Source organism: Pseudomonas sp. B6(2017) (assembly GCF_002112765.1).
Taxonomy (GTDB): Bacteria; Pseudomonadota; Gammaproteobacteria; order Pseudomonadales; family Pseudomonadaceae; genus Aquipseudomonas; species Aquipseudomonas piscis.
In genome coordinates, this window is sequence record NZ_NEIQ01000018.1 from 1 (window position 1) to 21963 (window position 21963).

A 21963-nucleotide genomic window follows, 5' to 3' on the forward strand; every position below is an offset into this window, starting at 1 on the left:
GGTTTCGATGCCAGCCCCGAGGCGATCACCGATGCCGTCGCCCGCCGCTGCAACCGTCGTGGCTGGCAAGGCTGGATCCCGACCCTGAGCGGCTGGCTGCAGCATCTGTTGCAGGCGCCGATGCCCGTTGGCGATGGCCAGCCGCCGGTGGTGCTGGGACAACTTGACCAGTACCGGGTCGAAATGGAGTTCTGGTTCGCCAGCCACAAGGTCGATGTGCTCAAGCTTGATGAACTGGTGCGCCAGCAGACTCATCAGGGCGCGGCCCGGGTCACCGCCGAGCCGGTGCTGCTCAATGGCATGTTCAAGGGTTTCATCGACCTGACGTTCGAGCACCACGGCCGTTACTACGTGGCTGACTACAAATCCAACTGGCTGGGCGCCGATGACGCCGCCTACACCGAGCAGGCCATGGAACAATCGATTCTCGACAACCGCTACGACCTGCAATACGTGCTGTACCTGCTGGCCCTGCATCGACAGTTGAAAGCCCGCCTGGCCGACTACGACTACGACCGGCACATGGGCGGCGCCTTGTACCTGTTCCTGCGCGGTACCCATTCGGCCAGCCAGGGCGTGTACTTCGCCCGGCCGCCACGGCAGTTGATCGAACGCCTGGACCTGATGTTCCAGGGCCGGGCCGAGCCACCCAAGGCCGAACCGGCCTGGGAGCAGGGAGTACTGCTATGACCCCGGACCTGTTTGGCGCCCTGGACGAGCCGGTTCCCCAAGCCCCGGACCTGGCGCCACTGAGCCATTGTGCCGACCTGTTGCTGTTGCTCGATCGTTGGGTCGCCCGTGGCTGGCTGCGGGCCCTGGACAGGGCCTTCGTCGGTTTCCTCCATGAACTGGATCCGGACTGCGACCCGCTGCTGCTGATGGCCGCGGCCCTGACCAGCCATCAATTGGGACATGGGCACGTTTGCCTGGATCTGTTCGAGACACTCAAGGAGCCGGATTTCGCCCTGTCGCTGCCACCCGAGGGCGATGTGCAGGGCGGCGCCCCGGTGTTGCCGTCCCAGGTCCTGGCCAGCCTCGAAGGCGCCCACTGGTGCAAGGTGCTGGCCGGCAGCCGGCTGGTGGCCCTGGCGGCGGATCATGGCGAGGCCGCCCGGCAACGGCCGTTGGTGCTGTCGGGCAAGCGCCTGTACCTGAGGCGCTACTGGGCCTACGAGCGGCGCATCGACCAGGCCTTGCGCCAGCGCCTGGCCCAGACCGAGGCGGCCCCGGAACACCTGGCCCGGCGCCTCGACGACTTGTTCGGCGCGGCCCGGCCATCCGGTCCCGTCGACTGGCAGAAGCTCGCCTGCGCCCTGGCCACCCGGGGTGCGTTCAGCATCATCACCGGCGGCCCGGGCACCGGCAAGACCACCACCGTGGTGCGCCTGCTGGCCTTGCTCCAGGGGCCGGCGGTGGAGGCGCGCAAGCCGCTGCGCATCCGCCTGGCGGCGCCCACTGGCAAGGCGGCGGCGCGTCTGACCGAGTCCATCAGCCTGCAGGTTCGCTCGCTGTCGGTGGCCGATGAAGTGCGGGAAAAGATCCCCAGCGACGTCACCACCGTGCACCGTCTGCTGGGCAATCGACCCGGCACCCGGCACTTCCGCCATCACGCCGGCAATCGCCTGCCGCTGGATGTACTGGTGGTGGATGAAGCCTCGATGATCGACCTGGAAATGATGGCCAACCTGCTGGACGCCTTGCCGGCCCATGCCCGCCTGGTGCTGCTGGGGGACAAGGACCAGTTGGCGTCGGTGGAGGCCGGGGCGGTGCTGGGCGACCTGTGCCGCGATGCCGAGGCCGGTTGGTATGACCCTCGGACCCGGGCCTGGCTGGAAGCGGTCAGCGGTGAAGACCTCTCCACCAGCGGCTTGCAGGAAGACACCGGGCACCAGCATCCGCTGGCCCAGCAAGTGGTGATGCTGCGTCACTCCCGGCGCTTCGGCGAAGGCAGCGGCATCGGCCAGCTGGCGCGCTGGGTCAACCAGCAGCAAGCCGACGAAGCCCGTCGCCTGCTGGCGGCGCGCAGTCATGCCGACCTGTACTGCCTGGGTCTCAAGGGCGAACAGGATCGGGCCCTGGAGCGGCTGTTGCTGGAAGGTCACGGCGAAGGGCCGCAAGGTTATCGTCACTACCTGAATGTCCTGCGCAGCCAGCGTCCCGCCGCCGACACTGCTGTCGACGACCGGCTCTGGACCGACTGGGCACGTCATGTCTTGCAGGCCTTCGACCGCTTCCAGCTGCTGTGCGCGGTGCGCAAGGGGCCTTGGGGCGTGGAGAACCTCAACCTGCGCGTGACCCAGGCCTTGTTCAAGGCGCGGCTGATCGACAGCGACCAGCAGTGGTACGAGGGCCGGCCAGTGCTGATGACCCGCAACGACTACGGCCTGGGCCTGATGAACGGCGATATCGGCATCGCCCTGCACCTGCCGGAGCAAGGGGGGCGCCAGGTGCTGCGCGTGGCCTTCCCGCGCAACGACGGCCAGGGCGGAGTGCGCCTGGTACTACCCAGCCGTCTGAATGATATCGAGACGGTCTATGCCATGACGGTGCACAAGTCCCAGGGCTCGGAGTTCGCCCACACTGCGTTGATCCTGCCCGATGCGTTGAATCCGGTGCTGACCAAGGAGCTGATCTACACCGGCATCACCCGCGCCAAGGACTGGTTCAGCCTGATCGAGCCCCGTGCCGGAGTGTTCGAGGAGGCAGTGCGGCGCAAGGTCAAGCGCTTGAGCGGGCTGATGCTGGAGCTGGACTGACGCCCCGGTTCCAGGCATCTTGCAGCGCTTCGATATCGCGGCACTTTCCTGGGCTGTGCTATCGTTGCGGCATCATTTCCGTGAAAATCAACGAGATTCCCTGCATGGACGTGGCTGTCTTGAGGACAGAGCGTATTTTAGGGTGGCGGCAGTGCGTGCTGTCGACCTTCCTCTGCCTGTTCAGCCTGTTGGCCATCGCTCAGCCGGAGCCCTCGGCCTCGGTCAGCCTGGCCGAGCAGCGCGCGAAGGCAGTGACGCAGGTGGTGCTGGGCATCCTCAGCTACGCTCGTTGGCCGGTGGAGCCCGCCCAGCTGCGACTGTGCGTGGTAGGTCCCACCGAATACACCGACGATCTCCTCAAGGGCGCCACCCAGGCGACCGGGCGCCCGGTAGTGGTGCGCCGCCTGCTGGCCAGCAACCCGAAGATCGCCAGTGACTGCGACTCGGTCTATGTCGGCAAGCTGACCGTCGAGGAACGCACCCGGCTCTTCAGCTCGTTGACCGGCCAGCCGGTACTGAGCATCAGCGAGGGCGGCGACCAATGCACCGTGGGCAGCCTGTTCTGCCTGCGGGTCAGCGACAGCCAGGTGTCGTTCGAGGTCAACCTGGACTCCGTAGCCCGCAGTGGGGTGAGAATCCATCCCAGCGTGCTGCAACTGTCCCGTCGACGCCCGGCCACGCCATGAAACTGTTCAAGCCCAACCCCCGTCCCACGTTGCGGTCGGTCATAGGTCGCGGCCACCTGGCGGTCGCCTTGCTGGCGATCGGCCTGGCCAGCTTGTCCCTGACCTGCCTGGGCGTGCTGGCGCTGCGGGTGTACGCCGACCACAACCTGCACCTGATCGCCCGCTCCATCAGTTACACGGTGGAAGCCGCGGTAGTGTTCAACGACAGCGGCGCGGCCGCCGACTCCCTGGCCCTGATCGCCTCCACCGAAGAGGTGGCCGATGCCAAGGTGTACGACAGCCAGGGCCAGTTGCTGGCCAGTTGGCAGCGCCCCGACAGCGGCCTGCTGGCCAACCTGGAAATGCACATCGCCAGTGCCTTCCTGGAAAAACCCATCAGCCTGCCGATCTTCCGCCAGGGCCAGGAGATCGGCACGGTCAACGTCACCGGCCATGGCGGCAACCTGTTGCGCTTCCTCTTCAGCGGCCTGGTGGGCATCGTGCTGTGCATCGCCTTGAGCGCCTGGGCGGCGCTGTACCTGGCGCGCCGACAATTGCGCGGCATCACCGGCCCCCTGCGCAGCCTGGCGGACGTGGCCCACGCGGCCCGGCGCGAACGAGCCTTCGACCAGCGGGTGCCGCCGGCGCAAATCGCCGAGCTGGACAACCTGGGCAATGACTTCAATGCCCTGCTCGATGAGCTGGAGGTCTGGCAGACCCACCTGCAGAGCGAAAACGAAACCCTGGCCCACCAGGCCAGCCATGACAGCCTCACCGGCCTGCCCAACCGGGCGTTCTTCGAGGGCCGGCTGATCCGCGCCTTGCGCAGCGCCAACAAGCACAACGAGCGCATGGCGGTGCTGTTCCTGGACAGCGACCGGTTCAAGGAGATCAACGACAACTTCGGCCATGCCGCCGGCGACGCGGTACTGGTGGCGGTGGCGACGCGGATCCGCGCGCAACTGCGTGAGGACGACCTGGTGGCGCGCCTGGGTGGCGACGAATTCGCGGTGCTGCTGACGCCGCTGCACCGGGTCGAGGATGCCCAGCGCATCGCCGACAAGATCATCAGCAGCATGGAGGTGCCGATCCAGTTGCCTGGCAGCCTGTCGATCCTGACGTCGCTGAGCATCGGCATCGCCGTGTACCCGGAGCATGGCGCCACTCCGGGCAGTCTGTTGAACGCCGCCGACGCGGCCATGTACCAGGCCAAGCGTGGCGCGCGAGGCGGGCAACACACAGTGGGGGCGGAGTCCCCCGTCCAGGTTCAAAACAGGAGCTAATTCCCTTGTTTTCATCGATGCAACGTCCGGTTCGACTTTTCAGCACCCTGGTGTTCATGGCCCTGCTGGCCCTGAGTGGTTGCCAGAGCGTGCCGCCCAAGGGGCTGACCCCGAAGCAGATCGCGGTATTGAAACAGGAGGGCTTCGAACTGACGGATGAAGGCTGGGCCTTCGGCCTGTCGGGCAAGGTCCTGTTCGGCAGCGACGTGGAAAGCCTCAACCCGGCCAGCACCGCGATCGTCCAGCGCATCGGCACGGCCCTGCTCAGCGTCGATATCCAGAAGGTGCGGGTCGACGGCCATACCGATGCCTCGGGCAAGGAGGCCTACAACGTGCAACTTTCCGTGCGCCGCGCCAAGAGCGTGGTCAAGGTGCTGACCCAGGTCGGCATGCGTGAAGAGAACATCCAGTTGCGCGGCCTGGGCAGCAGCGAGCCGGTGGCTTCCAACAGCACCCCGGCCGGGCGCACCGAGAACCGCCGGGTATCGATCGTGGTGATCGCCGACTGACCGGCGATCCACGCTATAGCGGCTGTAGTCCTACGGCCGTTTCTCCAGGCCGCGCGAATGCCAGAGGGCCATCTAGGGGGCGCTGAACGACATGTTCCGGCTGTCCCCCATCAACAGGGGCTGGTTCTGCTCGGTCACTTCCCTGATGTAATCCCACAGCAAGGTGATGCGCTTGAGCTTGCGCAGGTCCTCCCGGCAATACATCCAGAACTGCCGGGTCAGGTTGATTTCCTTGGGCAGCACCGGCAGCAGGCGTGGGTCCTGGGCGGCGAGGAAGCACGGCAGGATCGCCAGCGAGCGACCCTGCTGCGCCGCCACGTATTGGGCGATGACGCTGGTGCTGCGCAGGTGGGCGCTGGCCCCGGGCACCACGTTGGCCAGGTACAGCAGCTCGGAGCTGAAGGCCAGGTCGTCGACATAGCTGATGAACTGATGCTCGCCCAGGTCGCTGGGGCGGCGGATCGGCGGGTGGCGGTCGAGGTATTCCTGGGTGGCGTACAGCTGCAGGCGGTAGTCGCATAGCTTGCAGCACACATAAGGCCCGTGCTCCGGGCGCTCCAGGGCGATGACGATATCGGCCTCGCGCTTGGACAGGCTGATGAAGTGCGGCAGCGGCAGGATATCCACCGAGATCGCCGGGTAGGCGCCGAGGAAGTGGCTCAACTGCGGGGTGATGAAGAAGGTGCCGAAGCCTTCGGTGCAGCCCATGCGTACATGCCCGGAGAGCGCCACGCCGGACCCCGAGACCTGCTCGCAGGCCATGTGCAGGGTGCTTTCGATGGCCTCGGCGTATCCCAGCAGACGCTGGCCCTCGGCGGTCAGGACGAAACCGTTGGTACGGGACTTCTCGAACAACAGGGTGCCCAGGGCGGTTTCCAGCGAACCGATGCGCCGCGACACCGTGGTGTAGTCCACCGCCAGGCGCTTGGCCGCGCTGCTGGCCTTGCGGGTACGGGCCACTTCCAGGAAGAACTTCAGGTCGTCCCAGTTCAGGCCGCTCAGGGAGGTGATGTTTTTTTGCATGATGGACCGGATTTTATGTGCGTTCTTATTAGAAGTTTGCACATCTATACTCCAAAAACAGTCCGACACCAACTCGCGACGCCTCTCTTTTCAAGGCCTGCAATGCCTTGGCTCCCTGCATAAGAACCCAAGAAGTCAGGAGACCCCATGAACGCATCCCTCCAGCCCGGTGGCACCACCCTGCAGCAGGTCAAGCTGTTGATCGACGGTCAATGGGTCCAGTCCCAGAGCCAGGAATGGCATGACATCGTCAACCCCGCGACCCAGGAAGTGCTGGCCAAGGTGCCATTTGCCACCGCTGCCGAAGTCGACGCCGCGATCGCCGCGGCCCAACGCGCCTTCCAGACCTGGAAACTGACCCCGATCGGCGCGCGGATGCGCATCATGCTCAAGCTCCAGGCCCTGATCCGCGAACACTCCAAGCGTATCGCCCAGGTCCTGAGCGCCGAGCAGGGCAAGACCATCGCCGATGCCGAAGGTGACATTTTCCGTGGCCTGGAAGTGGTCGAGCATGCCTGCTCCATCGGCACCCTGCAGATGGGCGAGTTCGCCGAGAACGTCGCCGGCGGCGTGGATACCTACACCCTGCGCCAGCCTATCGGCGTGTGCGCCGGCATCACCCCGTTCAACTTCCCGGCGATGATCCCGCTGTGGATGTTCCCGATGGCCATCGCCTGCGGCAACACCTTCGTCCTCAAGCCTTCCGAGCAAGACCCACTGTCCACCATGTTGCTGGTGGAGCTGGCGGTGGAGGCGGGAGTTCCGGCCGGCGTGCTCAACGTGGTCCATGGCGGCAAGGAAGTGGTGGATGCCCTGTGCACCCACGCCGACATCAAGGCCGTGTCCTTCGTCGGCTCCACTGCCGTCGGCACCCATGTCTATGACCTGGCGGGCAAGCATGGCAAGCGCGTGCAATCGATGATGGGCGCCAAGAACCACGCCGTGGTGCTGCCTGACGCCAACCGTACCCAGACCGTCAACGCCCTGGCCGGTGCGGCGTTCGGCGCGGCCGGCCAACGGTGCATGGCCACCTCGGTGGCGGTGCTGGTGGGCAAGGCTCGTGAATGGCTGCCGGACATCAAGGAAGCCGCGAGCAAGCTCAAGGTCAACGCCGGTTGCGAGCCGGGCACCGATGTCGGCCCGGTGATCTCCAAGCGGGCCAAGGAGCGCGTGCTGGGCCTGATCGAAAGCGGTATCAAGGAAGGCGCCAAGCTCGAGCTGGACGGCCGTGACGTCAAGGTCCCGGGCTACGAGCAAGGCAACTTCGTCGGCCCGACCCTGTTCTCCGGGGTGACCACCGACATGCAGATCTACACCCAGGAAATCTTCGGCCCGGTGCTGGTGGTGCTGGAAGTCGACACCCTCGACCAGGCCATCGCCCTGGTCAACGCCAACCCCTTCGGCAACGGCACCGGCCTGTTCACCCAGAGCGGCGCGGCGGCACGCAAGTTCCAGAGCGAAATCGACGTTGGCCAGGTGGGGATCAACATCCCGATCCCGGTGCCGGTACCGTTCTTCAGCTTCACCGGTTCGCGCGGTTCCAAGCTCGGCGACCTGGGGCCGTACGGCAAGCAAGTGGTGCAGTTCTACACTCAGACCAAGACCGTCACCAGCCGCTGGTTCGACGATGACAGCGTCAACGACGGTGTGAACACCACCATCAGCCTGCGTTGAGGAGCCTGACATGAACATCGCATTCATCGGCCTGGGCAACATGGGCGCGCCCATGGCCCGCAACCTGATCAAGGCCGGCCACCAGCTGAACCTGTTCGATCTCAACCAGAGCGTGCTGGCCGAGCTGGCGCAACTGGGCGGGCGCATCAGCGCCTCGCCCAAGGCCGCCGCCGCAGGCGCCGAACTGGTGATCACCATGCTGCCGGCCGCCGCCCATGTGCGTAGCGTCTGGCTCGGCGAAGACGGCGTGCTGGCGGGCATCGCCCGTGGCGTGCCGGCGGTGGACTGCAGCACCATCGACCCGCAGACCGCCCGCGAAGTGGCCAATGCCGCGGCCAAGCAGGGCGTGGCCATGGCCGATGCGCCGGTTTCCGGCGGCACTGGCGGCGCCCAGGCCGGCACCCTGACCTTCATGGTCGGGGCCAGCGCCGAGTTGTTCGCCACCCTGCAGCCGGTACTGGCGCAGATGGGTCGCAATATCGTGCACTGTGGCGAGGTCGGCACCGGGCAGATCGCCAAGATCTGCAACAACCTGCTGCTGGGCATCTCGATGATCGGCGTCAGCGAAGCCATGGCCCTGGGTGATGCCCTGGGTATCGACACCAAGGTGCTGGCCGGGATCATCAACAGTTCCACCGGGCGTTGCTGGAGCTCCGACACCTACAACCCGTGGCCGGGAGTGATCGAGACCGCGCCTGCCGCGCGCGGCTACACCGGCGGTTTTGGCGCCGAGCTGATGCTCAAGGACCTGGGGCTGGCCACCGAGGCTGCCCGCCAGGCCCATCAGCCGGTGGTGCTGGGCGCGGTGGCCCAGCAGCTGTACCAGGCCATGAGCCAGCGCGGGGAAGGTGGCAAGGACTTCTCGGCCATCGTCAACAGCTACCGCAAGCCGCAGTAGCCCTTTGCGTGGCGGGGGCCAAGTCCTCGCCACGAATACCGTCTCATGATCGCAGCCCCCCGAATGGGGACGTTTCCGGGAATCCGCGTCGGGCGGCTTCCCGTTTTTTTTTGCCCGCTCAGTTGGGCCGGCCAGCCGGAGTGCGCGCTGGCGGATTGAGGCGGGTATCGAGGCCGAAGCGCTCCTGGATCACCACCTGGTACAACCCCTTGGCCAACAGCGGGTTGAGCAGGATGTTCCAGCTGTGGCGCGAAACCGAGGAGGGCACCAGCACGAAGGGATGCTCGGCCAGCAACTGGTCGGCGAATTGCTGCTGGCCGGCACTGGGAATGCCCGGCACCAGCCAGTTGGGATTGGGCACGCGGCCTTCGTCCAGGCGGTAGATGGTCGACGGGTCGTGGATCAGCGCCCCGGTCAGCACATGGGGCACCTGGTCGAGCGCGGCGAACCCCTTGTGCACGGCCACCTCGAGGATCGCCGTGGCAGGGTCGGCGCTGCCGTACACGGCCTTGACCCCCTTGGAGTTCCAGCGCCCGCCACACAGCTCGGCGCCGATGCCGCTGTCCCAGCTGTCGGCGTGCTGCGCGGCGTCCAGGCGCCAGAAGTGGACGGCACTGCCGCCGGGGACGCTGATCACTGATAGACCCCGTATTCCAGGCGGGTGAGAAACTCATCCACCAGCTCGAAGCCGATGGGGTTGGTCAGCAGGTCCACCGGCTTGTGGCCGTCCAGGGCCATCACCGGCTTGGCCATCCACTCCTGGGCCTGTTCGCTGCTGCCGAAGATCTCCTGGGCCTTGGACAGGACCTGGGCGAAGCGCACCGCCCGGGCACTCTGCTCCGGGTTCAGCGGTTCGTCGGGAGTCTTCAGGCGCCGGTGCAGGGTGCGCTCGGACAGGCCGATGATCTTGGCCAGGACCTGTTCGTCCTTGAGCATGGGCACCGAAGACACGAACTTGACGATCGCCGCCAGCGGAATGCCTTCCTCGGTCAGGCGATAGATGGAGATGCGGTCGTCGAAACGCGCCCGGCCACCGAGCAGGATCTGCGAGGTCCGATCCTTCAATACGGGTTTGCCGCGTCGTTTCACAGCGATGTCGCTACCGGTCATTGCAACCATGGGCGTGACTCCTGCCTTTGCCATTTGGCAGGGATTATAACGACATTTGGCGGGTTGCGCCGAGCCGGGCGTCGCCAGGCCGGGCGCGGTCTCGCCTTGTACGGCAGGACTCAGGCGAACACGAAATACTTGCGCACGGTCTGCACCACTTCCCAGGTGCCCCGCATGCCGGGCTCGACCACGAAGATGTCGCCGGCTCGCAGGTGGATCGGCTCCTGGCCATCCGGAGTGATCACGCAGTAGCCCTCCTGGAAGTGGCAGTACTCCCATTTCTCGTAGGCCACCCGCCATTTGCCCGGGGTGCAGATCCAGGTGCCCATGATCTTGCTGCCATCTTCGCTGGTGTAGGCGTTGAGGTTGACGGTATGGGGATCGCCTTCGAGTTTTTCCCATTTGCAGGCGTCGAGGACCGGCAGTGGATGGGTATCGCGCAGAACGGTGATGGGCTTGGACATGCTGTGCTCCTGGCAGGTCGCGAACTGGAAAGCGCACCCTATAGCGCACGGCGCCAGTGGGGATGCCTGGACTCGACACCCAGCTATCCAGAAACGCTGCACCGGGGGCTTGGAGCTGCTTGCAGGCTTGAAAGATTCATCCGCCAAATCCGGCTTTATTGGCAGTTCTTGCGAAACATCCAGGGTTGCTCGCGTTATTTCGCAAGAATCTTTACCGGCTTCGCTCGTATCATTCAGTCCGGACCGACCGAGAGCCGCACCCATGGAAAACACTCCCCGCTGGTGGGATATCAGCCCACCCTTGAGTACCGCGACCCCGACCTGGCCGGGGGATACCCCATTCCAGGAGGAGCGCGTCTGGCAGTTCGGGCCCGAGTGCCCGGTGAATGTCGGGCGTATCACCTTGTCCCCCCACACCGGCGCCCATGTCGATGCGCCGCTGCATTACCGCCCTGACGGCTTGCCCATCGGCGAAGTACCGCTGGATGTGTACATGGGCCCGTGCCGGGTCCTGCACTGCCTGGACAGCGGCCCGCTGGTGCAACCCGAGGACTTGCTCGGGCGCCTGGACGACCTGCCCCGGCGAGTGCTGCTGCGGACCTACCGTGAGGCTCCGCTGAGCGCCTGGGATCCTGACTTCACCGCCGTCGCCCAGGCCACCATCGACTTGCTGGCCAGCCTCGGTGTGCGCCTGGTGGGCATCGACACGCCCTCCCTGGACCCGCAACAGTCCAAGACCATGGATGCCCACAACTCCGTGGCCCGGCATGGCATGGCGATCCTCGAAGGAGTGGTGCTCGACCAGGTGCCCGAAGGCGACTACGAACTGATTGCCCTGCCACTGCGCTTCGCCCACCTGGATGCCAGTCCGGTGCGGGCGATCCTGCGCCCGTTGGCCGATTGATTCCTACAATAACTAATACGGCGGGCCACTCGCGCACCCTTGCCCAGGCACAGGTGCCGGACCCAGCCGACCGAGACGAGGAGCCCACGCGATGAGCCAATGTCCCTTTTCAAGCAACCCACCGGATGAATGGCATAACGCCCAGCTGAATTTCTCCGACTCCATGAGCTACGGCGACTACCTGGACCTGGGGCGCATCCTCAGCGCCCAGCATCCGTTGTCGCCAGACCACAACGAGATGCTGTTCATCATCCAGCACCAGACCTCCGAGCTGTGGATGAAGCTGATGCTCCACGAACTCAAGGCCGCCCGTGAGCAGGTGCGCCAGAGCCAGCTGGCGCCGGCGTTCAAGATGCTGGCGCGGGTCTCGCGGATCTTCGACCAGTTGGTACATGCCTGGGCGGTGCTGGCCACCATGACCCCTTCGGAATACAAGTCCATCCGTCCGTACCTGGGCCAGTCCTCGGGCTTCCAGTCGTTCCAGTACCGCGATATCGAATTCATCCTGGGCAACAAGAGTGCGGCGCTGCTGCGTCCCCATGCCCACCGTCCCGAGCTGCTGCAGGCGCTGCAGGAGTCCATCGCCACCCCGTCGCTGTACGACGAGGCGATCGCCCTGATGGCCCGCAGCGGCCTGGACATCGATCCGCAGCGCCTGGCGCTCAACAGCACCAGCGCGACCCAGCATGATCCGTCGGTAGAGGCGGCCTGGCGCCAGGTGTATGCCGATCCTGCGAAATACTGGGACCTGTACCAGTTGGCGGAAAAGTTCATCGACCTCGAAGACTCGTTCCGCCAGTGGCGCTTCCGCCATGTGACCACCGTGGAGCGGATCATCGGCTTCCAGCCCGGCACCGGCGGAACCGAGGGCGTGGGCTACCTGCGCAAGATGCTCGATACCGTGCTGTTCCCCGAGTTGTGGCGCGTACGTTCGCCGCAATGATCCAGACCAACGCCCCGCCAGCCGGGGCGTTTTTCATCGGCCGGCCAGCAGGTGACCGACCAGGTTCCCGGAGTTAAAGTGGCCGCCCTTCAGGCGGATTTTCACTTGCCCAGGCAGACCACATGGCCCAGATATTCGAACTCGAGACCCTGAACATGCGGCTCAACGACCCGGAGTTCCAGGCGTTGGACCTGCATCAGCGCATCCAGCGCGCCCTGTGCGGGCTGATCCTTGATGGCGCCCTCGACCCGGGATTGAAGCTGCCGGCGACCCGGGTCCTGGCCAAGTCCCTGGGGGTATCGCGCGATACCGTGGAGAACGCCTATGTGCAGTTGCAGCGCGATGGCTTCATCGTCCGCCGCGAAGGATCCGGCAGCTATGTCAGCCAGACCATCGGCGCCCAGTTGCGCGGCGCGGCGCGTCGCCGCCTGCGCTGGCAGGAGCAACCGTCCAGTGCCCGGGAGCCGGGTTCGGGCCTGAGCCGCCGGGGGCGGGTGCTGTTCGAGCGCGGCGGGGTCAGCGACCAGCAAGTGGTCCGTGCCTTTGCCACGGGCCTGCCGGAAACCCGCAGCTTTCCGCTGGCGGCCTGGGAGCGCCTGCAGCGCCAGGTGCTCAAGGAGTCCCGCGCCACGGTGCTGCTGCATGGCGATCCGCAAGGCGCCGAGCCGCTGCGCAAGGCCATCGCCGCCTACCTCAACCTGGAGCGCGGGGCCAAGGTGGTGCCGGGGCAGATCCTGGTGTTGAGCAGTACGCGCCAGGCGCTGTTCCTGTGTGCCCAACTGCTGGTGGACGCCGGCAAGCCGATCCTGATGGAGAACCCCGGCTACTTCGGCGCCCGCAAGGCCTTCGAAGCCGCCGAGGCGCGGATCGTGCCCATCGAGGTCGACGCCCAGGGCCTGCGCACCGACCTGCTGCGGGCCGACCGCAGCGGCGCCCAGTGCGTCTATGTGACCCCGTCGCACCAGTACCCCAGTGGCGCCACCCTGGCCCTGGAGCGCCGGCTGGAACTGACCCGCTGGGCCGCCGAGCACCAACGCTGGATCATCGAGGACGACTACGACAGCGAGTTCCACTACGACGGCTTGCCCACCGCCTGCGTCCAGGGCCTGGACCCCTACCAGCGGACGCTGTACATCGGCACCTTCAGCAAGACCCTGTACCCCGGCCTGCGCATGGGCTACATGGTCCTGCCCGAGGAGTTGGTGGCGCCCTTCAGCGCGGCCCGCAGCATCATGGACGGCCACACTCCGCAGATCCTCCAGCTGACCCTGGCGCGGTTCATGGAGGAGGGGCACTACAACGCTCACGTGCGGGCCATGCGCAAGCTCTACGCCGGCCGCCGGCAGGCCATGCTCGAGGCCATCGAGCGCCATCTGGCGGGCATCGCCCGGGCCTTGCCGCCGCCAGGCGGCCTGCAGATCCCCTGCCTGCTGGAACCCGGCTGGACCGAGCACGAGACCCAGCGCCGGGCGGCTGCCATCGGCCTGCAACTGCCCGGGCTCAGCCGGCTGTATGCCGGCCAACACAAGGAGCAAGGCTGGCTGCTGGGTTATGCGTCCCTGAGCGCCCATGAAATCGATGCCGCCATGGCGCGCCTGGGGCAGGCCCTGCGAACCCCTTAGCAGGCCGTTGAAAATCTACCTGCGTTGCCATCGCTGCGTTGAAAACCGGCTGGTGCGCCAGCCCGGTCAAAATGCTCATTTACCACTCGTAAACTGCGCTTTTTCGCCTGTTTTCGCCTTGCGCTGGCTGCCTCGCCTACGTTTTTCAACGGCCTGTTGGCCCGCCTCAGGAACGTGCGTTGCTGGCGCTGAAGCGGCGATACCGGCCATGGATCAGCAGGTGGGCGGTCAAGCCGGCCAGCAGCCCCCAGAATGCCCCGCCGATGCCCAGCAAGGTGACATTGGCCGCCGTGGCGAGGAAGGTGATCAGCGCGGTTTCCCGGGTCCTGGCATCGGCCATGGCGTTGCCCAGGCTGCCGCCGATGGCGCCCAGCAGCGCCAGGCCCGCCAGGGTGCCGATGAACGCCTTGGGCAGCACCAGGAACAGGCTGGCCAGGGTCACGCCGAAGGTCCCCACCAGGATGTACAGCAGCCCGCAGGCGATGCCGGCGAGGTAGCGCTTGCTCGGGTCCGGGTGGGCATCCTTGCCGGTGCAGATGGCGGCGGTGATCGCCGCCACGTTGAAGGCATGGGCACCGAACGGCGCCATCAGCAGCGAGCCCAGCCCGGTGACCCTGAGCAGCGGGTTGGCGCTGGTGGCGAAGCCATCGTTGCGCAGCACCAGCATGCCCGGCATGTACTGGCCGGTCAGGGTGATGACGAACAGCGGCAGCGCCACCCCGAGCAGGGCCTGGACGGAGAATTGCGGAGCGGTGAACAGCGGCGTCGCCAGGCTCGGCTGCAAGGCGCCGAAGTCGATCCGCTGCTGGGCCACCAACAGGCCCAGGCCGATGAGCAGGATACCCACCACGGCGAACCGCGAGGTGAAGCGCCGCAGCAGTGCATAGGACACCAGCAGCACCATCACCAGCCAGGGATCGCTGCTGGCGCCGCCAAAGGCATTGATCCCGAACTGCAGCAGGATGCCGGCCAACAAACCTGCGGCGATCCCCTGGGGAATCAGCCGCACCAGCTTGTCGAAGGCCCCGGACAGGCCCAGGAGCATGAAGCCCAGGGCCGAGACCATGTAGGCGCCGATCGCTTCGGCGTAGGGCGTGCCAGGCAGTACCGTGGCCAGGAACGCCGCCCCGGGTGTCGACCAGGCGGTGATGATCGGAGCCCGGTGGCGCAGGCTCAGCCAGAGTCCGGTGACGCCCACGCCCACAGACACCGCCCAGACCCAGGAGGCGGTCTGGGCCGGCGTCAGTTGGGCCAGTTCAGCGGCCTGGAGCACCAGGACGAAGGTCCCGCCATAGTTCACCAGCACCGAGATCAGCGCCGCCACCGTGGGGGAAAAGAAATCGCTCGGCCTCAGGCCCGCGGTCGTTCTGCTCATATGCCACTCTCCATCCAGGATCCGGTTCCCGGGCCGATATCGCCGGGAAGAGCGTCGATTCTAGAGAGCGAGCGGCCTGGAATTTCAGGCCGCTTGTGTAGATGGCAGCAGACCACTTTTGCGGTGGGCATGAAAAAGCCCGGCCTTGGAGCAAGGCCGGGCTTGGCTTTGCACAGGGGCCTGCACGCGGCCCCTGATGAGGTCAGCGCAGGGCCGGTTGGCTGGCTTTCTTCGCCTGGCTCAGGCGGTAGAACACCCAGATCAGCGCGATCCACACCGGGATCGCGTACACCGAGGCGCGGATCGGCGGGATCATCAGCATCACGCCGATGATCATGACCATGAAGGCCAGGCACAGGTAGTTGCTCAACGGCGACCAGAAGGCCTTGAACGAAGGCACCACGCCTTGCTCGGCCATGGCCTTGCGAAAGCGCAGGTGGGTCAGGCTGATCAACGCCCAGTTGATCATCAGGGCCGCCACCACCAGGGCGAACAGCAGCTCCAGCGCTTCGTGCGGAGCCAGGTAGTTGACCAGCACGCAGAGCATGGTGATCAGCGCCGAGATACCCAGGGCCAGCACCGGTACGCCCTGCTTGTTGAGCTTCATCAGCGCGCGCGGGGCATCGCCCTGTTCGGCCAGGCCGTAGAGCATGCGGCTGTTGCAGTACACGCCGCTGTTGTACACCGAGAGCGCCGCGGTCAGGACCACGAAGTTGAGGACCTGCGCCGCCGCGTCGCTGCCGATCAGGGCGAAGATCTTCACGAAGGGGCTGCTGCTGTAGGAGTCGCCGCCGGCGTTGAGGCTCACCAGCAGCTCGTCCCACGGATACAGCGACAGCAGCACCGCCAGGGCGCCGACGTAGAAGATCAGGACCCGGTAGACCACCTGGTTGATGGCCTTGGGGATCACCTTGCGCGGTTCGGCGGCTTCGGCGGCGGTGATGCCCACCAGCTCCAGGCCGCCGAAGGAGAACATGATGAAGGCCATGGCCATCAGCAGGCCGGTGCCGCCGTTGGGGAAGAAGCCGCCATGGGACCACAGGTTGCTCACCGAGGCCTGGGCGCCGCCGCTACCGCTGAACAGCATGTAGCAGCCCAGCACGATCATGCCGACGATGGCCACCACCTTGATGATGGCGAACCAGAACTCGGCCTCGCCGTAGAACTTCACGTTCATCATGTTGATCAGGTTGACCAGCACGAAGAACACCGCGGCGCTGACCCAGGTGGGGATTTCCGGCCACCAGAACTGGATGTACTTGCCCACCGCCGTGAGTTCGGCCATGCCCACCAGCACGTACAGCACCCAGTAGTTCCAGCCGGAAAGGAACCCGAAGTAGCCGCCCCAGTACTTGTGGGCGAAATGGCTGAAGGAGCCGGCCACCGGCTCTTCGACGATCATCTCGCCCAATTGGCGCATGATCAGGAAGGCAATGAATCCGGCGATCGCATAACCCAGGATCATCGAGGGTCCGGCGGACTTCAGGACCCCGGCCGAGCCGAGGAAGAGTCCGGTGCCGATCGCCCCACCCAGGGCGATCAGCTGAATATGGCGGTTCTTCAAGCCACGCTTGAGTTCACCCTGCTTCAAGGTCTGATCCACTAACTTGCGCTCTCTTCTAGTTGTTATCAGGACCGCTACCCGGATGCAGGCAGCGGTCGCGTCTTATTGTCGACGGGATCAGATATTACTCCGCGTCAAGCTCCCGTAGTAAAGCCGAACACGCCCAAGTCCCTGTTCTTGCTGCCATCTGCCGCTGGGCCGACCTGTGGTCGGGCGGTGTCCGGTGTCCGGTGTCCGATGTCCTGGCAGGGCGTTGGGCGATCGCCGGTGGAGTCAGTTGGTGCTGTCGGTGAAGCGCTCGTAATACAGCTGGACGTGCTCCAGGCCCTGTTGCTGCTGCCAGGCGCGGATCGAATCGACCATCGGCGGTGGCCCGCAGACGTACATGTCGGCCTCGCTGGTGCGTAGTTCCTCGGTGTCGAAATGTTCGCTGATGTAGCCGCGCTTGCCGGTCCAGGCCGGATCGGCATCGCTGATCACCGGGGTGAAGCGAAACCCGGGCAGGCGCTCGCCGTAGGCCTGGATGCGCTCCAGCTCGCACAGGTCGGCGCTGTGGCGCACCCCGTAGTACAGGTGCACCGGTTGCTGGCAGCCTTGCTCGACGATCTGCTCGAGCATCGCCAGCAACGCCGACAGCCCCGTGCCGCCGGCCACCAGCAGCAGCGGGCGGCTGACCTGGCGCAGGTAGAAGGCGCCCAGCGGCGCTTCCAGTTCCAGGCTGTCACCCACTTGGCAACGCTCACGGATGTAGTTGCTCATCGCCCCGTCGGGCAGCAGGCGGATCAGGAACTGCAACTGCTGGTCCGCCGCCGGGCGGTTGGCGAAGGAATAGGCGCGGCTGGTGCCGGTGCCGGGGATGCCCAGGCGGGCGTACTGGCCGGGCAGGAAGTCCAGCGGGGCCGGGTTGGCCCCAAGGTCCAGGCGCAGGATCGCCGTGCTGTCCGAAACCTGGCGCACCTCCTGGACCGAGGCGCGATAGCGCACCGGCTCGGCGGCGTGGCACAGGCTGGAATCGAAGTCGAAGTAGAACGCCGCATCGGACTGCACCCGGGTCTGGCAGCTGAGCATCTTGCGCTGCGCCAGGTCCTGGGCCGACAGCGCCTCTTCGTCCACGTAGTCCTGGCTGTACTGGCCCGCCTCGCAGCGGCCCTGGCAGGTGCCGCACACCCCCTCGCGGCAGTCCAGGGGGATCTTGATGCCGTTGCGCAGGGCGGCGTCGAGCAATATTTCATTGGCGTGCACCGGGAAGAACAGGGTCTTGCCGTCGGCGAAGCTGAACGCGACCTTGTGCGTCATGGAGAATATCCGTCGAGTCAGAGGTGATAGAAATCCAGCACCGAGTTGATCTGGTCGTTGAGCAGCACCACGTGCTTGCGCTGGATCAGCCAGCTCTCGCCGTGGGGCTTGAGGTCATAGGTGGCGTGGCCGTAGAACTGCTCGGAGGTGGCCAGGCGGTAGAACAACGTGTGCCAGTTCAGGCGAACCTGCAGCAGCTCTTGCTCGCCTGGGGCGATGCGCAGGTTGCTGACCGTGTGCAGGGTGCGCGGCATCGGGATGGTGGACGCGGCCTTGCCGGTGCGCAGGCGGAACACCCGGTCCTCCAGGCCCGAGCGGTTGCTGTAGTAGATCAGCGACATGCCGCGCTTGGGGTCCTGGGTATAGACATGCTCGGAATCCCATTGGGGCAGGTGGAACACGCTGTCCGGGGCGAACAGTTGCAGGTAGGCGTCCCAGTCCTGGGCGTCGCACAGCTCGGACTTGCGATAGAAGAATTGTTCGATGCGGTATTGCAGTTGTGCATCCATGGTCATGCCTCCCGCAGTTTCAGGGGCCGGCGCTGCAGGCCGTCGAGGAGAAAGCGCTGCCAGTTTTCGTGCTGGTTGACGTACAGCCCTTCATGGGTGATCTCGGTGCCGGTCATGGCCGGCTGGATGTCCAGGTTCCGGGTGTTGGCGGTCGGCCCGGTGGCCCAGCGATGATGGCCGCGGGAGACATCGCTCCAGCGTTCCAGGCGGGCCTGGAAGCCGCGCTGGGCCTCGCGGAATTCCACCAGGTCGTCCGGGGTGCCCATGCCCGAGACGTTGAAGAAGTCCTCGAACTGGCGGATGCGGTTTTCCCGGTCGGCGTCGCTCTCGCCCTTGACGCCGATGCACTGGCTGATGATCTCGGTCTTGTTCCAGGCCATGGGGCGGATGATCCGCAGCTGCGAGCTGATCTGGTCGAGGAAGAACAGGCTGGGATAGATGTTCAGGTTGCGCAGGCGATGCATCATCCATTCGGCCCGGGCCTGGCCGTACTCCTCCACCAGGCGCGGCATGATGCTGGCGTAGCCGGAGCGCACCGCCGGATTGGGCATCTCGCTGAACAGCACGCTGTGGCCGTTGGCGAAGGCGAACCAGCCGTCGTCGGTGGCGGCATCGCCGGCTCCGAGCTTGCTGTAGTCCAGGGTGGCGCTGGCGGTGCCGGTCTCGCTGTTGACCTGCTGGCGATGCTGCACCGTGGCCACGTAGTTGTAGTGCACGGTGCTGACGTGATAACCGTCCAGGCCGTTCTCGTTCTGCAGTTTCCAGTTGCCGTCGTAGGTGTAGGCGGACTTGCCCGGCAGCACCTCCAGCTCGCCGGTGGGCGACTGGGCGACCATCATGTCGAAGAAGATCCTGGCGTCGCCGAGGAAGTCTTCCAGGGAGTCTTCGCCGCTCACGTCCAGGCTGATGAACACGAAGCCCTTGTAGCTATCGATCCGGGCTTTCTTCAGGCCGCGGGTGGCCTTGTCGAAATCCTCGGCGTACTCGCCGGGGGCCTTGACCTTCACCAGACGGCCGTCGCTCTTGTAGCACCAGGCATGGAAGGGGCAGGTGAAGGTCGACTGGTTGCCCTTGCCGACCCGGGTCAGGGTGGTGCCGCGATGCTGGCAGGCGTTGACCAGCGCATTGAGCCGGCCCTCGCCGTCGCGGGTGATGATCATCGGCTGGCGTCCGGCCCGCATCGTGACGAAGTCGTGGTTGTTGGGCAGTTCGCTTTCGTGACAGGCGTAGATCCAGTTCTTCTCGAAGATCAGCTCCATCTCCAGGTCGAACAGCTCGGGCTCGGTGAACATCTCCCGGGCGATGCGGAACACCCCGTCAGCGGGGCGAAAATCCAGGCAGCCGTGGATGAACTCCTGCCATTGTTCGACGCTTCTTGCACCACTCATGGTCGGTACCTTTTTTATTCAGGCCAATCGGTACGGTCATTAGAGTGAGAGCGGGGCAGGGGTGGCTATCCGCTTAGTCGGCCAAGCGCATCCACAAATTGGCCAGGGTGCCTGTTGTGGCGGTCGAGCGCGGGAGGTTGGGTGAAAGCCCCCGGCGGCGCCCCGTGTAGTGGCTGCAGAGTGGGGCGTTTCTACACGGCAGGTGGCAGCACGAGGGTGGACACGACCCGGATGGCCGGGCGGTTTATCCACTTAGTCGGCTATTGTTATCCACTGGGTTGGCAGCTTCGCCGGTTGGCGCAAAACTTGCCCTGCCAGACAAGACGCGCCGTCAGAGCGCGCTAAAGAAAATTGCCGTGGGTGTGCCGTGATGAACAACAAGGCTGATGGGCAGTTGCGCGATATTCGCGTCGATCACTACGACCTCGAAGGCGCCAGGCGCTGGATGTCGGGCATCTGCGGCCCGCATCGCCTGGAGACCGCCACTCCGGAGCGGATCCGTTTCCACCACAGTGCCCATGTGCTCAGGTCGCGGGCCACCACCCTGGGCATCATCGAGTACGGCACCGACGTGGTGGTGGATATCGAGGATATCGAGCGCTTCAGCAGCTACAGCCTGAGCTTGCCGCTGTGTGGCCAGCAGGAGCTGAGCAAGGACGGCCACCTGTTGCACTCCGACAGCGCCCATGGGGTGATCATCGCCCCCAATGAAAGCCAGGCGCTGGCCATCTCCGGCGACTGTCGCAAGCTGCAGGTGGTGATTTCCCGGCCGGCCATGAGCGAGGCCCTGGAGGCCCTGCTGCAACGACCGGTGCAGCAGCCGCTGCGCTTCGAGCCGGGCATGGATGCGCTGCATGGCGCGACCGCTTCCTGGTGGCGCATGGCCCGGCACTTCCTCGGCGAACTGGCCCAGGGCAACGAGCTCTACGAGCAACTGGCCTTCACCCGGGAGATCGAGAACTCGCTGATCAAGGGCCTGATCCTGGCCCAGCCCAACAATTACTCCAGCGAGTTGCGCCAGGTGCTCGGGGTCAAGCTGCCGCATTACCTGGTGCGGGCCCGCCAATACCTGCAGGAGCATGCCCGCGAGGCGGTGCACCTGGAGGACCTGGAAGCCGCCGCCGGGGTTTCGCGCTACAAGCTGTTCGAGGCCTTTGGCAAATACTTCGCGCTGTCACCGATGGCCTATCTCAAGCGCCATCGACTCAACGGCGTGCGCCAGGAAATTCTCGAGCAAGGCGCGGCGCGCAACATTTCCGAGATTGCCCTGGGCTGGGGCTTCACCCACCTGGGGCGGTTCTCCGCCGAGTACCGCAAGCTGTTCGACGAAGCCCCGAGTGTCACGGCCCAGCGCCATCCGACCCGCAACTGAGCGGTGGCGCGGCGGTCATTTGCGTGGCACCAGGTCCAGCAGGTTGTTCTGTTCCTTGATCTTCTGCAGGACGATTTCCGAGCGGATGTCGGTGACCCCGCTGGCGCGGTTCAGGTGGTTGACGATGAAGTCCGAGAAGTGCCTGAGGTTGCGTGCCTGGATGCGCAGTACGTAGTTGCTGGCTCCGGTGATCACGTAGGCGGCCATCACCTCCGGCCACTGCTGGACCTTGGCGATGAAGGTCTCGTGCCAGCCTTCCACATCCTGGCGCAGGGACACGTGGACGATGGCCTCCAGTTCGATGCCCAGGCGTTCGGCGTCGAGCTGGGCGCGGTAGCCGCTGATGATGCCTTCGTTCTCCAGCATGCGCAGCCGGCGCAGGCAGGCCGAGGGCGAGAGGGCGACTTTCTCCGCCAGTTCCTGGTTGCTGATGCGCCCGTCCTGTTGCAGGTGATGGAGGATGCGCAAGTCGGTGGCGTCGAGAATCATGGCTGGCATAAATCCACGTTTTTTATTGAAGGTTTAGAATTTAATTCGAGATTAGTACGGGATCGCGCCGCACTTTGCACGAAAATTCTCCATCGCTTCGTTCATTATTTTCCGGGTTT

21 protein-coding genes are annotated in these 21963 nt (G+C 65.4%); 11 read left to right on the forward strand and 10 right to left on the reverse strand.

Going from position 1 to position 21963, the window contains the following annotated elements:
- The 5 genes from CAG11_RS26250 to CAG11_RS26270 all read left to right on the forward strand — a co-directional run.
- The coding region (locus tag CAG11_RS26250) for a PD-(D/E)XK nuclease family protein (RefSeq protein ID WP_178081832.1) at positions 1–690 on the forward strand (690 nt) is incomplete at its 5' end.
- Positions 687–2756 (forward strand): exodeoxyribonuclease V subunit alpha, encoded by a 2070-nt coding sequence (gene recD / locus CAG11_RS26255; RefSeq protein ID WP_085598867.1) that lies wholly within the window; start codon positions 687–689, stop codon positions 2754–2756. The genes CAG11_RS26250 and recD, both read left to right, overlap by 4 nt.
- 104 nt (positions 2757–2860) lie before the next feature.
- A complete protein-coding gene (locus CAG11_RS26260) occupies positions 2861–3442 on the forward strand; it encodes a YfiR family protein (RefSeq protein ID WP_085598869.1) in 582 nt (193 codons plus the stop codon).
- Positions 3439–4704, forward strand: a complete 1266-nt coding sequence (locus CAG11_RS26265; RefSeq protein WP_022642127.1) for a diguanylate cyclase domain-containing protein — start codon at positions 3439–3441, stop codon at positions 4702–4704. The genes CAG11_RS26260 and CAG11_RS26265 overlap by 4 nt, the downstream gene beginning before the upstream one ends.
- A 17-nt stretch (positions 4705–4721) precedes the next feature.
- The gene (locus CAG11_RS26270) at positions 4722–5213 is read left to right on the forward strand and encodes an OmpA family protein (RefSeq protein WP_022642128.1); all 492 of its coding nucleotides are present in this window, start codon (positions 4722–4724) and stop codon (positions 5211–5213) included.
- A 72-nt stretch (positions 5214–5285) separates the two neighbouring features.
- Here the strand turns inward: CAG11_RS26270 and CAG11_RS26275 are convergent, their stop codons facing one another.
- Positions 5286–6236, reverse strand: coding sequence for a LysR family transcriptional regulator (locus CAG11_RS26275; protein ID WP_022642129.1), 951 nt, complete (start codon positions 6234–6236; stop codon positions 5286–5288).
- 147 nt (positions 6237–6383) lie between these two features.
- Here CAG11_RS26275 and CAG11_RS26280 point away from each other — a divergent pair, with 147 nt between their 5' ends.
- Entirely contained in the window at positions 6384–7910 is a 1527-nt protein-coding gene (locus CAG11_RS26280; protein WP_085598871.1) for a CoA-acylating methylmalonate-semialdehyde dehydrogenase, read from the forward strand.
- 10 nt (positions 7911–7920) lie between these two features.
- Positions 7921–8808 carry a 3-hydroxyisobutyrate dehydrogenase gene (gene mmsB, locus CAG11_RS26285; protein ID WP_085598873.1) on the forward strand — a complete coding sequence of 296 codons (888 nt, stop codon included), beginning with the start codon at positions 7921–7923 and terminating at the stop codon, positions 8806–8808.
- A 118-nt stretch (positions 8809–8926) separates the two neighbouring features.
- Here mmsB and CAG11_RS26290 read toward each other — a convergent pair whose 3' ends face one another.
- The 3 genes from CAG11_RS26290 to CAG11_RS26300 all read right to left on the reverse strand — a co-directional run bounded on the left by CAG11_RS26290 (position 8927) and on the right by CAG11_RS26300 (position 10382).
- Positions 8927–9445: an RES family NAD+ phosphorylase gene (locus tag CAG11_RS26290; RefSeq protein WP_085598875.1), complete on the reverse strand. Its 519-nt coding sequence runs from the start codon at positions 9443–9445 to the stop codon at positions 8927–8929.
- Entirely contained in the window at positions 9442–9927 is a 486-nt protein-coding gene (locus tag CAG11_RS26295) for an antitoxin Xre/MbcA/ParS toxin-binding domain-containing protein (RefSeq protein WP_085598877.1), read from the reverse strand. The genes CAG11_RS26290 and CAG11_RS26295 overlap by 4 nt, the downstream gene beginning before the upstream one ends.
- 110 nt (positions 9928–10037) lie before the next feature.
- Complete coding sequence (locus CAG11_RS26300; RefSeq protein ID WP_085598879.1) at positions 10038–10382, reverse strand: cupin domain-containing protein; 345 nt, start codon at positions 10380–10382, stop codon at positions 10038–10040.
- Positions 10383–10644: 262 nt separating this feature from the next.
- Between CAG11_RS26300 and kynB the strand changes: the two genes are divergently transcribed.
- From kynB to CAG11_RS26315, 3 genes are all read left to right on the forward strand, one after another.
- The gene (kynB, locus tag CAG11_RS26305; RefSeq protein ID WP_085598881.1) at positions 10645–11286 is read left to right on the forward strand and encodes an arylformamidase; all 642 of its coding nucleotides are present in this window, start codon (positions 10645–10647) and stop codon (positions 11284–11286) included.
- A 91-nt stretch (positions 11287–11377) separates the two neighbouring features.
- Positions 11378–12229 carry a tryptophan 2,3-dioxygenase gene (gene kynA, locus CAG11_RS26310; RefSeq protein WP_085598883.1) on the forward strand — a complete coding sequence of 284 codons (852 nt, stop codon included), beginning with the start codon at positions 11378–11380 and terminating at the stop codon, positions 12227–12229.
- Between the two features lie 122 nt (positions 12230–12351).
- Positions 12352–13851, forward strand: a complete 1500-nt coding sequence (locus CAG11_RS26315; RefSeq protein ID WP_085598885.1) for a PLP-dependent aminotransferase family protein — start codon at positions 12352–12354, stop codon at positions 13849–13851.
- A gap of 166 nt (positions 13852–14017) precedes the next feature.
- On the opposite strand, the gene CAG11_RS26320 is transcribed toward CAG11_RS26315, so the two are convergent.
- The 5 genes from CAG11_RS26320 to antA form a co-directional block, all read right to left on the reverse strand.
- The gene (locus CAG11_RS26320; protein ID WP_085598887.1) at positions 14018–15226 is read right to left on the reverse strand and encodes a benzoate/H(+) symporter BenE family transporter; all 1209 of its coding nucleotides are present in this window, start codon (positions 15224–15226) and stop codon (positions 14018–14020) included.
- Positions 15227–15428: 202 nt separating this feature from the next.
- Positions 15429–16829 carry an amino acid permease gene (locus CAG11_RS26325; RefSeq protein ID WP_031319922.1) on the reverse strand — a complete coding sequence of 467 codons (1401 nt, stop codon included), beginning with the start codon at positions 16827–16829 and terminating at the stop codon, positions 15429–15431.
- 234 nt (positions 16830–17063) lie between these two features.
- Entirely contained in the window at positions 17064–18086 is a 1023-nt protein-coding gene (antC, locus tag CAG11_RS26330) for an anthranilate 1,2-dioxygenase electron transfer component AntC (protein WP_085598890.1), read from the reverse strand.
- A 17-nt stretch (positions 18087–18103) separates the two neighbouring features.
- Positions 18104–18595 carry an anthranilate 1,2-dioxygenase small subunit gene (antB, locus tag CAG11_RS26335; protein ID WP_085598892.1) on the reverse strand — a complete coding sequence of 164 codons (492 nt, stop codon included), beginning with the start codon at positions 18593–18595 and terminating at the stop codon, positions 18104–18106.
- Positions 18596–18597: 2 nt separating this feature from the next.
- A complete protein-coding gene (gene antA, locus CAG11_RS26340) occupies positions 18598–19983 on the reverse strand; it encodes an anthranilate 1,2-dioxygenase large subunit (RefSeq protein ID WP_022638942.1) in 1386 nt (461 codons plus the stop codon).
- A 370-nt stretch (positions 19984–20353) separates the two neighbouring features.
- On the opposite strand from antA, the gene CAG11_RS26345 reads away from it, so the two are divergent.
- Positions 20354–21355 carry a helix-turn-helix domain-containing protein gene (locus CAG11_RS26345; protein WP_085598893.1) on the forward strand — a complete coding sequence of 334 codons (1002 nt, stop codon included), beginning with the start codon at positions 20354–20356 and terminating at the stop codon, positions 21353–21355.
- Positions 21356–21370: 15 nt separating this feature from the next.
- Here CAG11_RS26345 and CAG11_RS26350 read toward each other — a convergent pair whose 3' ends face one another.
- Entirely contained in the window at positions 21371–21844 is a 474-nt protein-coding gene (locus CAG11_RS26350) for an Lrp/AsnC family transcriptional regulator (protein WP_022638944.1), read from the reverse strand.
- Positions 21845–21963: the final 119 nt, after the last annotated feature.

What these genes read in the sequence shown, in the direction of transcription:
- recD (WP_085598867.1), top strand. Translation starts at nt 687, where the DNA reads ATGACCCCGGACCTGTTTGGCGCCCTGGACGAGCCGGTTCCCCAAGCC.
- CAG11_RS26260 (WP_085598869.1), top strand. Translation starts at nt 2,861, where the DNA reads ATGGACGTGGCTGTCTTGAGGACAGAGCGTATTTTAGGGTGGCGGCAG.
- CAG11_RS26265 (WP_022642127.1), top strand. Translation starts at nt 3,439, where the DNA reads ATGAAACTGTTCAAGCCCAACCCCCGTCCCACGTTGCGGTCGGTCATA.
- CAG11_RS26270 (WP_022642128.1), top strand. Translation starts at nt 4,722, where the DNA reads ATGCAACGTCCGGTTCGACTTTTCAGCACCCTGGTGTTCATGGCCCTG.
- CAG11_RS26275 (WP_022642129.1), bottom strand. Translation starts at nt 6,236, where the DNA reads ATGCAAAAAAACATCACCTCCCTGAGCGGCCTGAACTGGGACGACCTG.
- CAG11_RS26280 (WP_085598871.1), top strand. Translation starts at nt 6,384, where the DNA reads ATGAACGCATCCCTCCAGCCCGGTGGCACCACCCTGCAGCAGGTCAAG.
- mmsB (WP_085598873.1), top strand. Translation starts at nt 7,921, where the DNA reads ATGAACATCGCATTCATCGGCCTGGGCAACATGGGCGCGCCCATGGCC.
- CAG11_RS26295 (WP_085598877.1), bottom strand. Translation starts at nt 9,927, where the DNA reads ATGGTTGCAATGACCGGTAGCGACATCGCTGTGAAACGACGCGGCAAA.
- CAG11_RS26300 (WP_085598879.1), bottom strand. Translation starts at nt 10,382, where the DNA reads ATGTCCAAGCCCATCACCGTTCTGCGCGATACCCATCCACTGCCGGTC.
- kynB (WP_085598881.1), top strand. Translation starts at nt 10,645, where the DNA reads ATGGAAAACACTCCCCGCTGGTGGGATATCAGCCCACCCTTGAGTACC.
- kynA (WP_085598883.1), top strand. Translation starts at nt 11,378, where the DNA reads ATGAGCCAATGTCCCTTTTCAAGCAACCCACCGGATGAATGGCATAAC.
- CAG11_RS26315 (WP_085598885.1), top strand. Translation starts at nt 12,352, where the DNA reads ATGGCCCAGATATTCGAACTCGAGACCCTGAACATGCGGCTCAACGAC.
- CAG11_RS26320 (WP_085598887.1), bottom strand. Translation starts at nt 15,226, where the DNA reads ATGAGCAGAACGACCGCGGGCCTGAGGCCGAGCGATTTCTTTTCCCCC.
- antC (WP_085598890.1), bottom strand. Translation starts at nt 18,086, where the DNA reads ATGACGCACAAGGTCGCGTTCAGCTTCGCCGACGGCAAGACCCTGTTC.
- antB (WP_085598892.1), bottom strand. Translation starts at nt 18,595, where the DNA reads ATGGATGCACAACTGCAATACCGCATCGAACAATTCTTCTATCGCAAG.
- antA (WP_022638942.1), bottom strand. Translation starts at nt 19,983, where the DNA reads ATGAGTGGTGCAAGAAGCGTCGAACAATGGCAGGAGTTCATCCACGGC.
- CAG11_RS26345 (WP_085598893.1), top strand. Translation starts at nt 20,354, where the DNA reads ATGAACAACAAGGCTGATGGGCAGTTGCGCGATATTCGCGTCGATCAC.
- CAG11_RS26350 (WP_022638944.1), bottom strand. Translation starts at nt 21,844, where the DNA reads ATGATTCTCGACGCCACCGACTTGCGCATCCTCCATCACCTGCAACAG.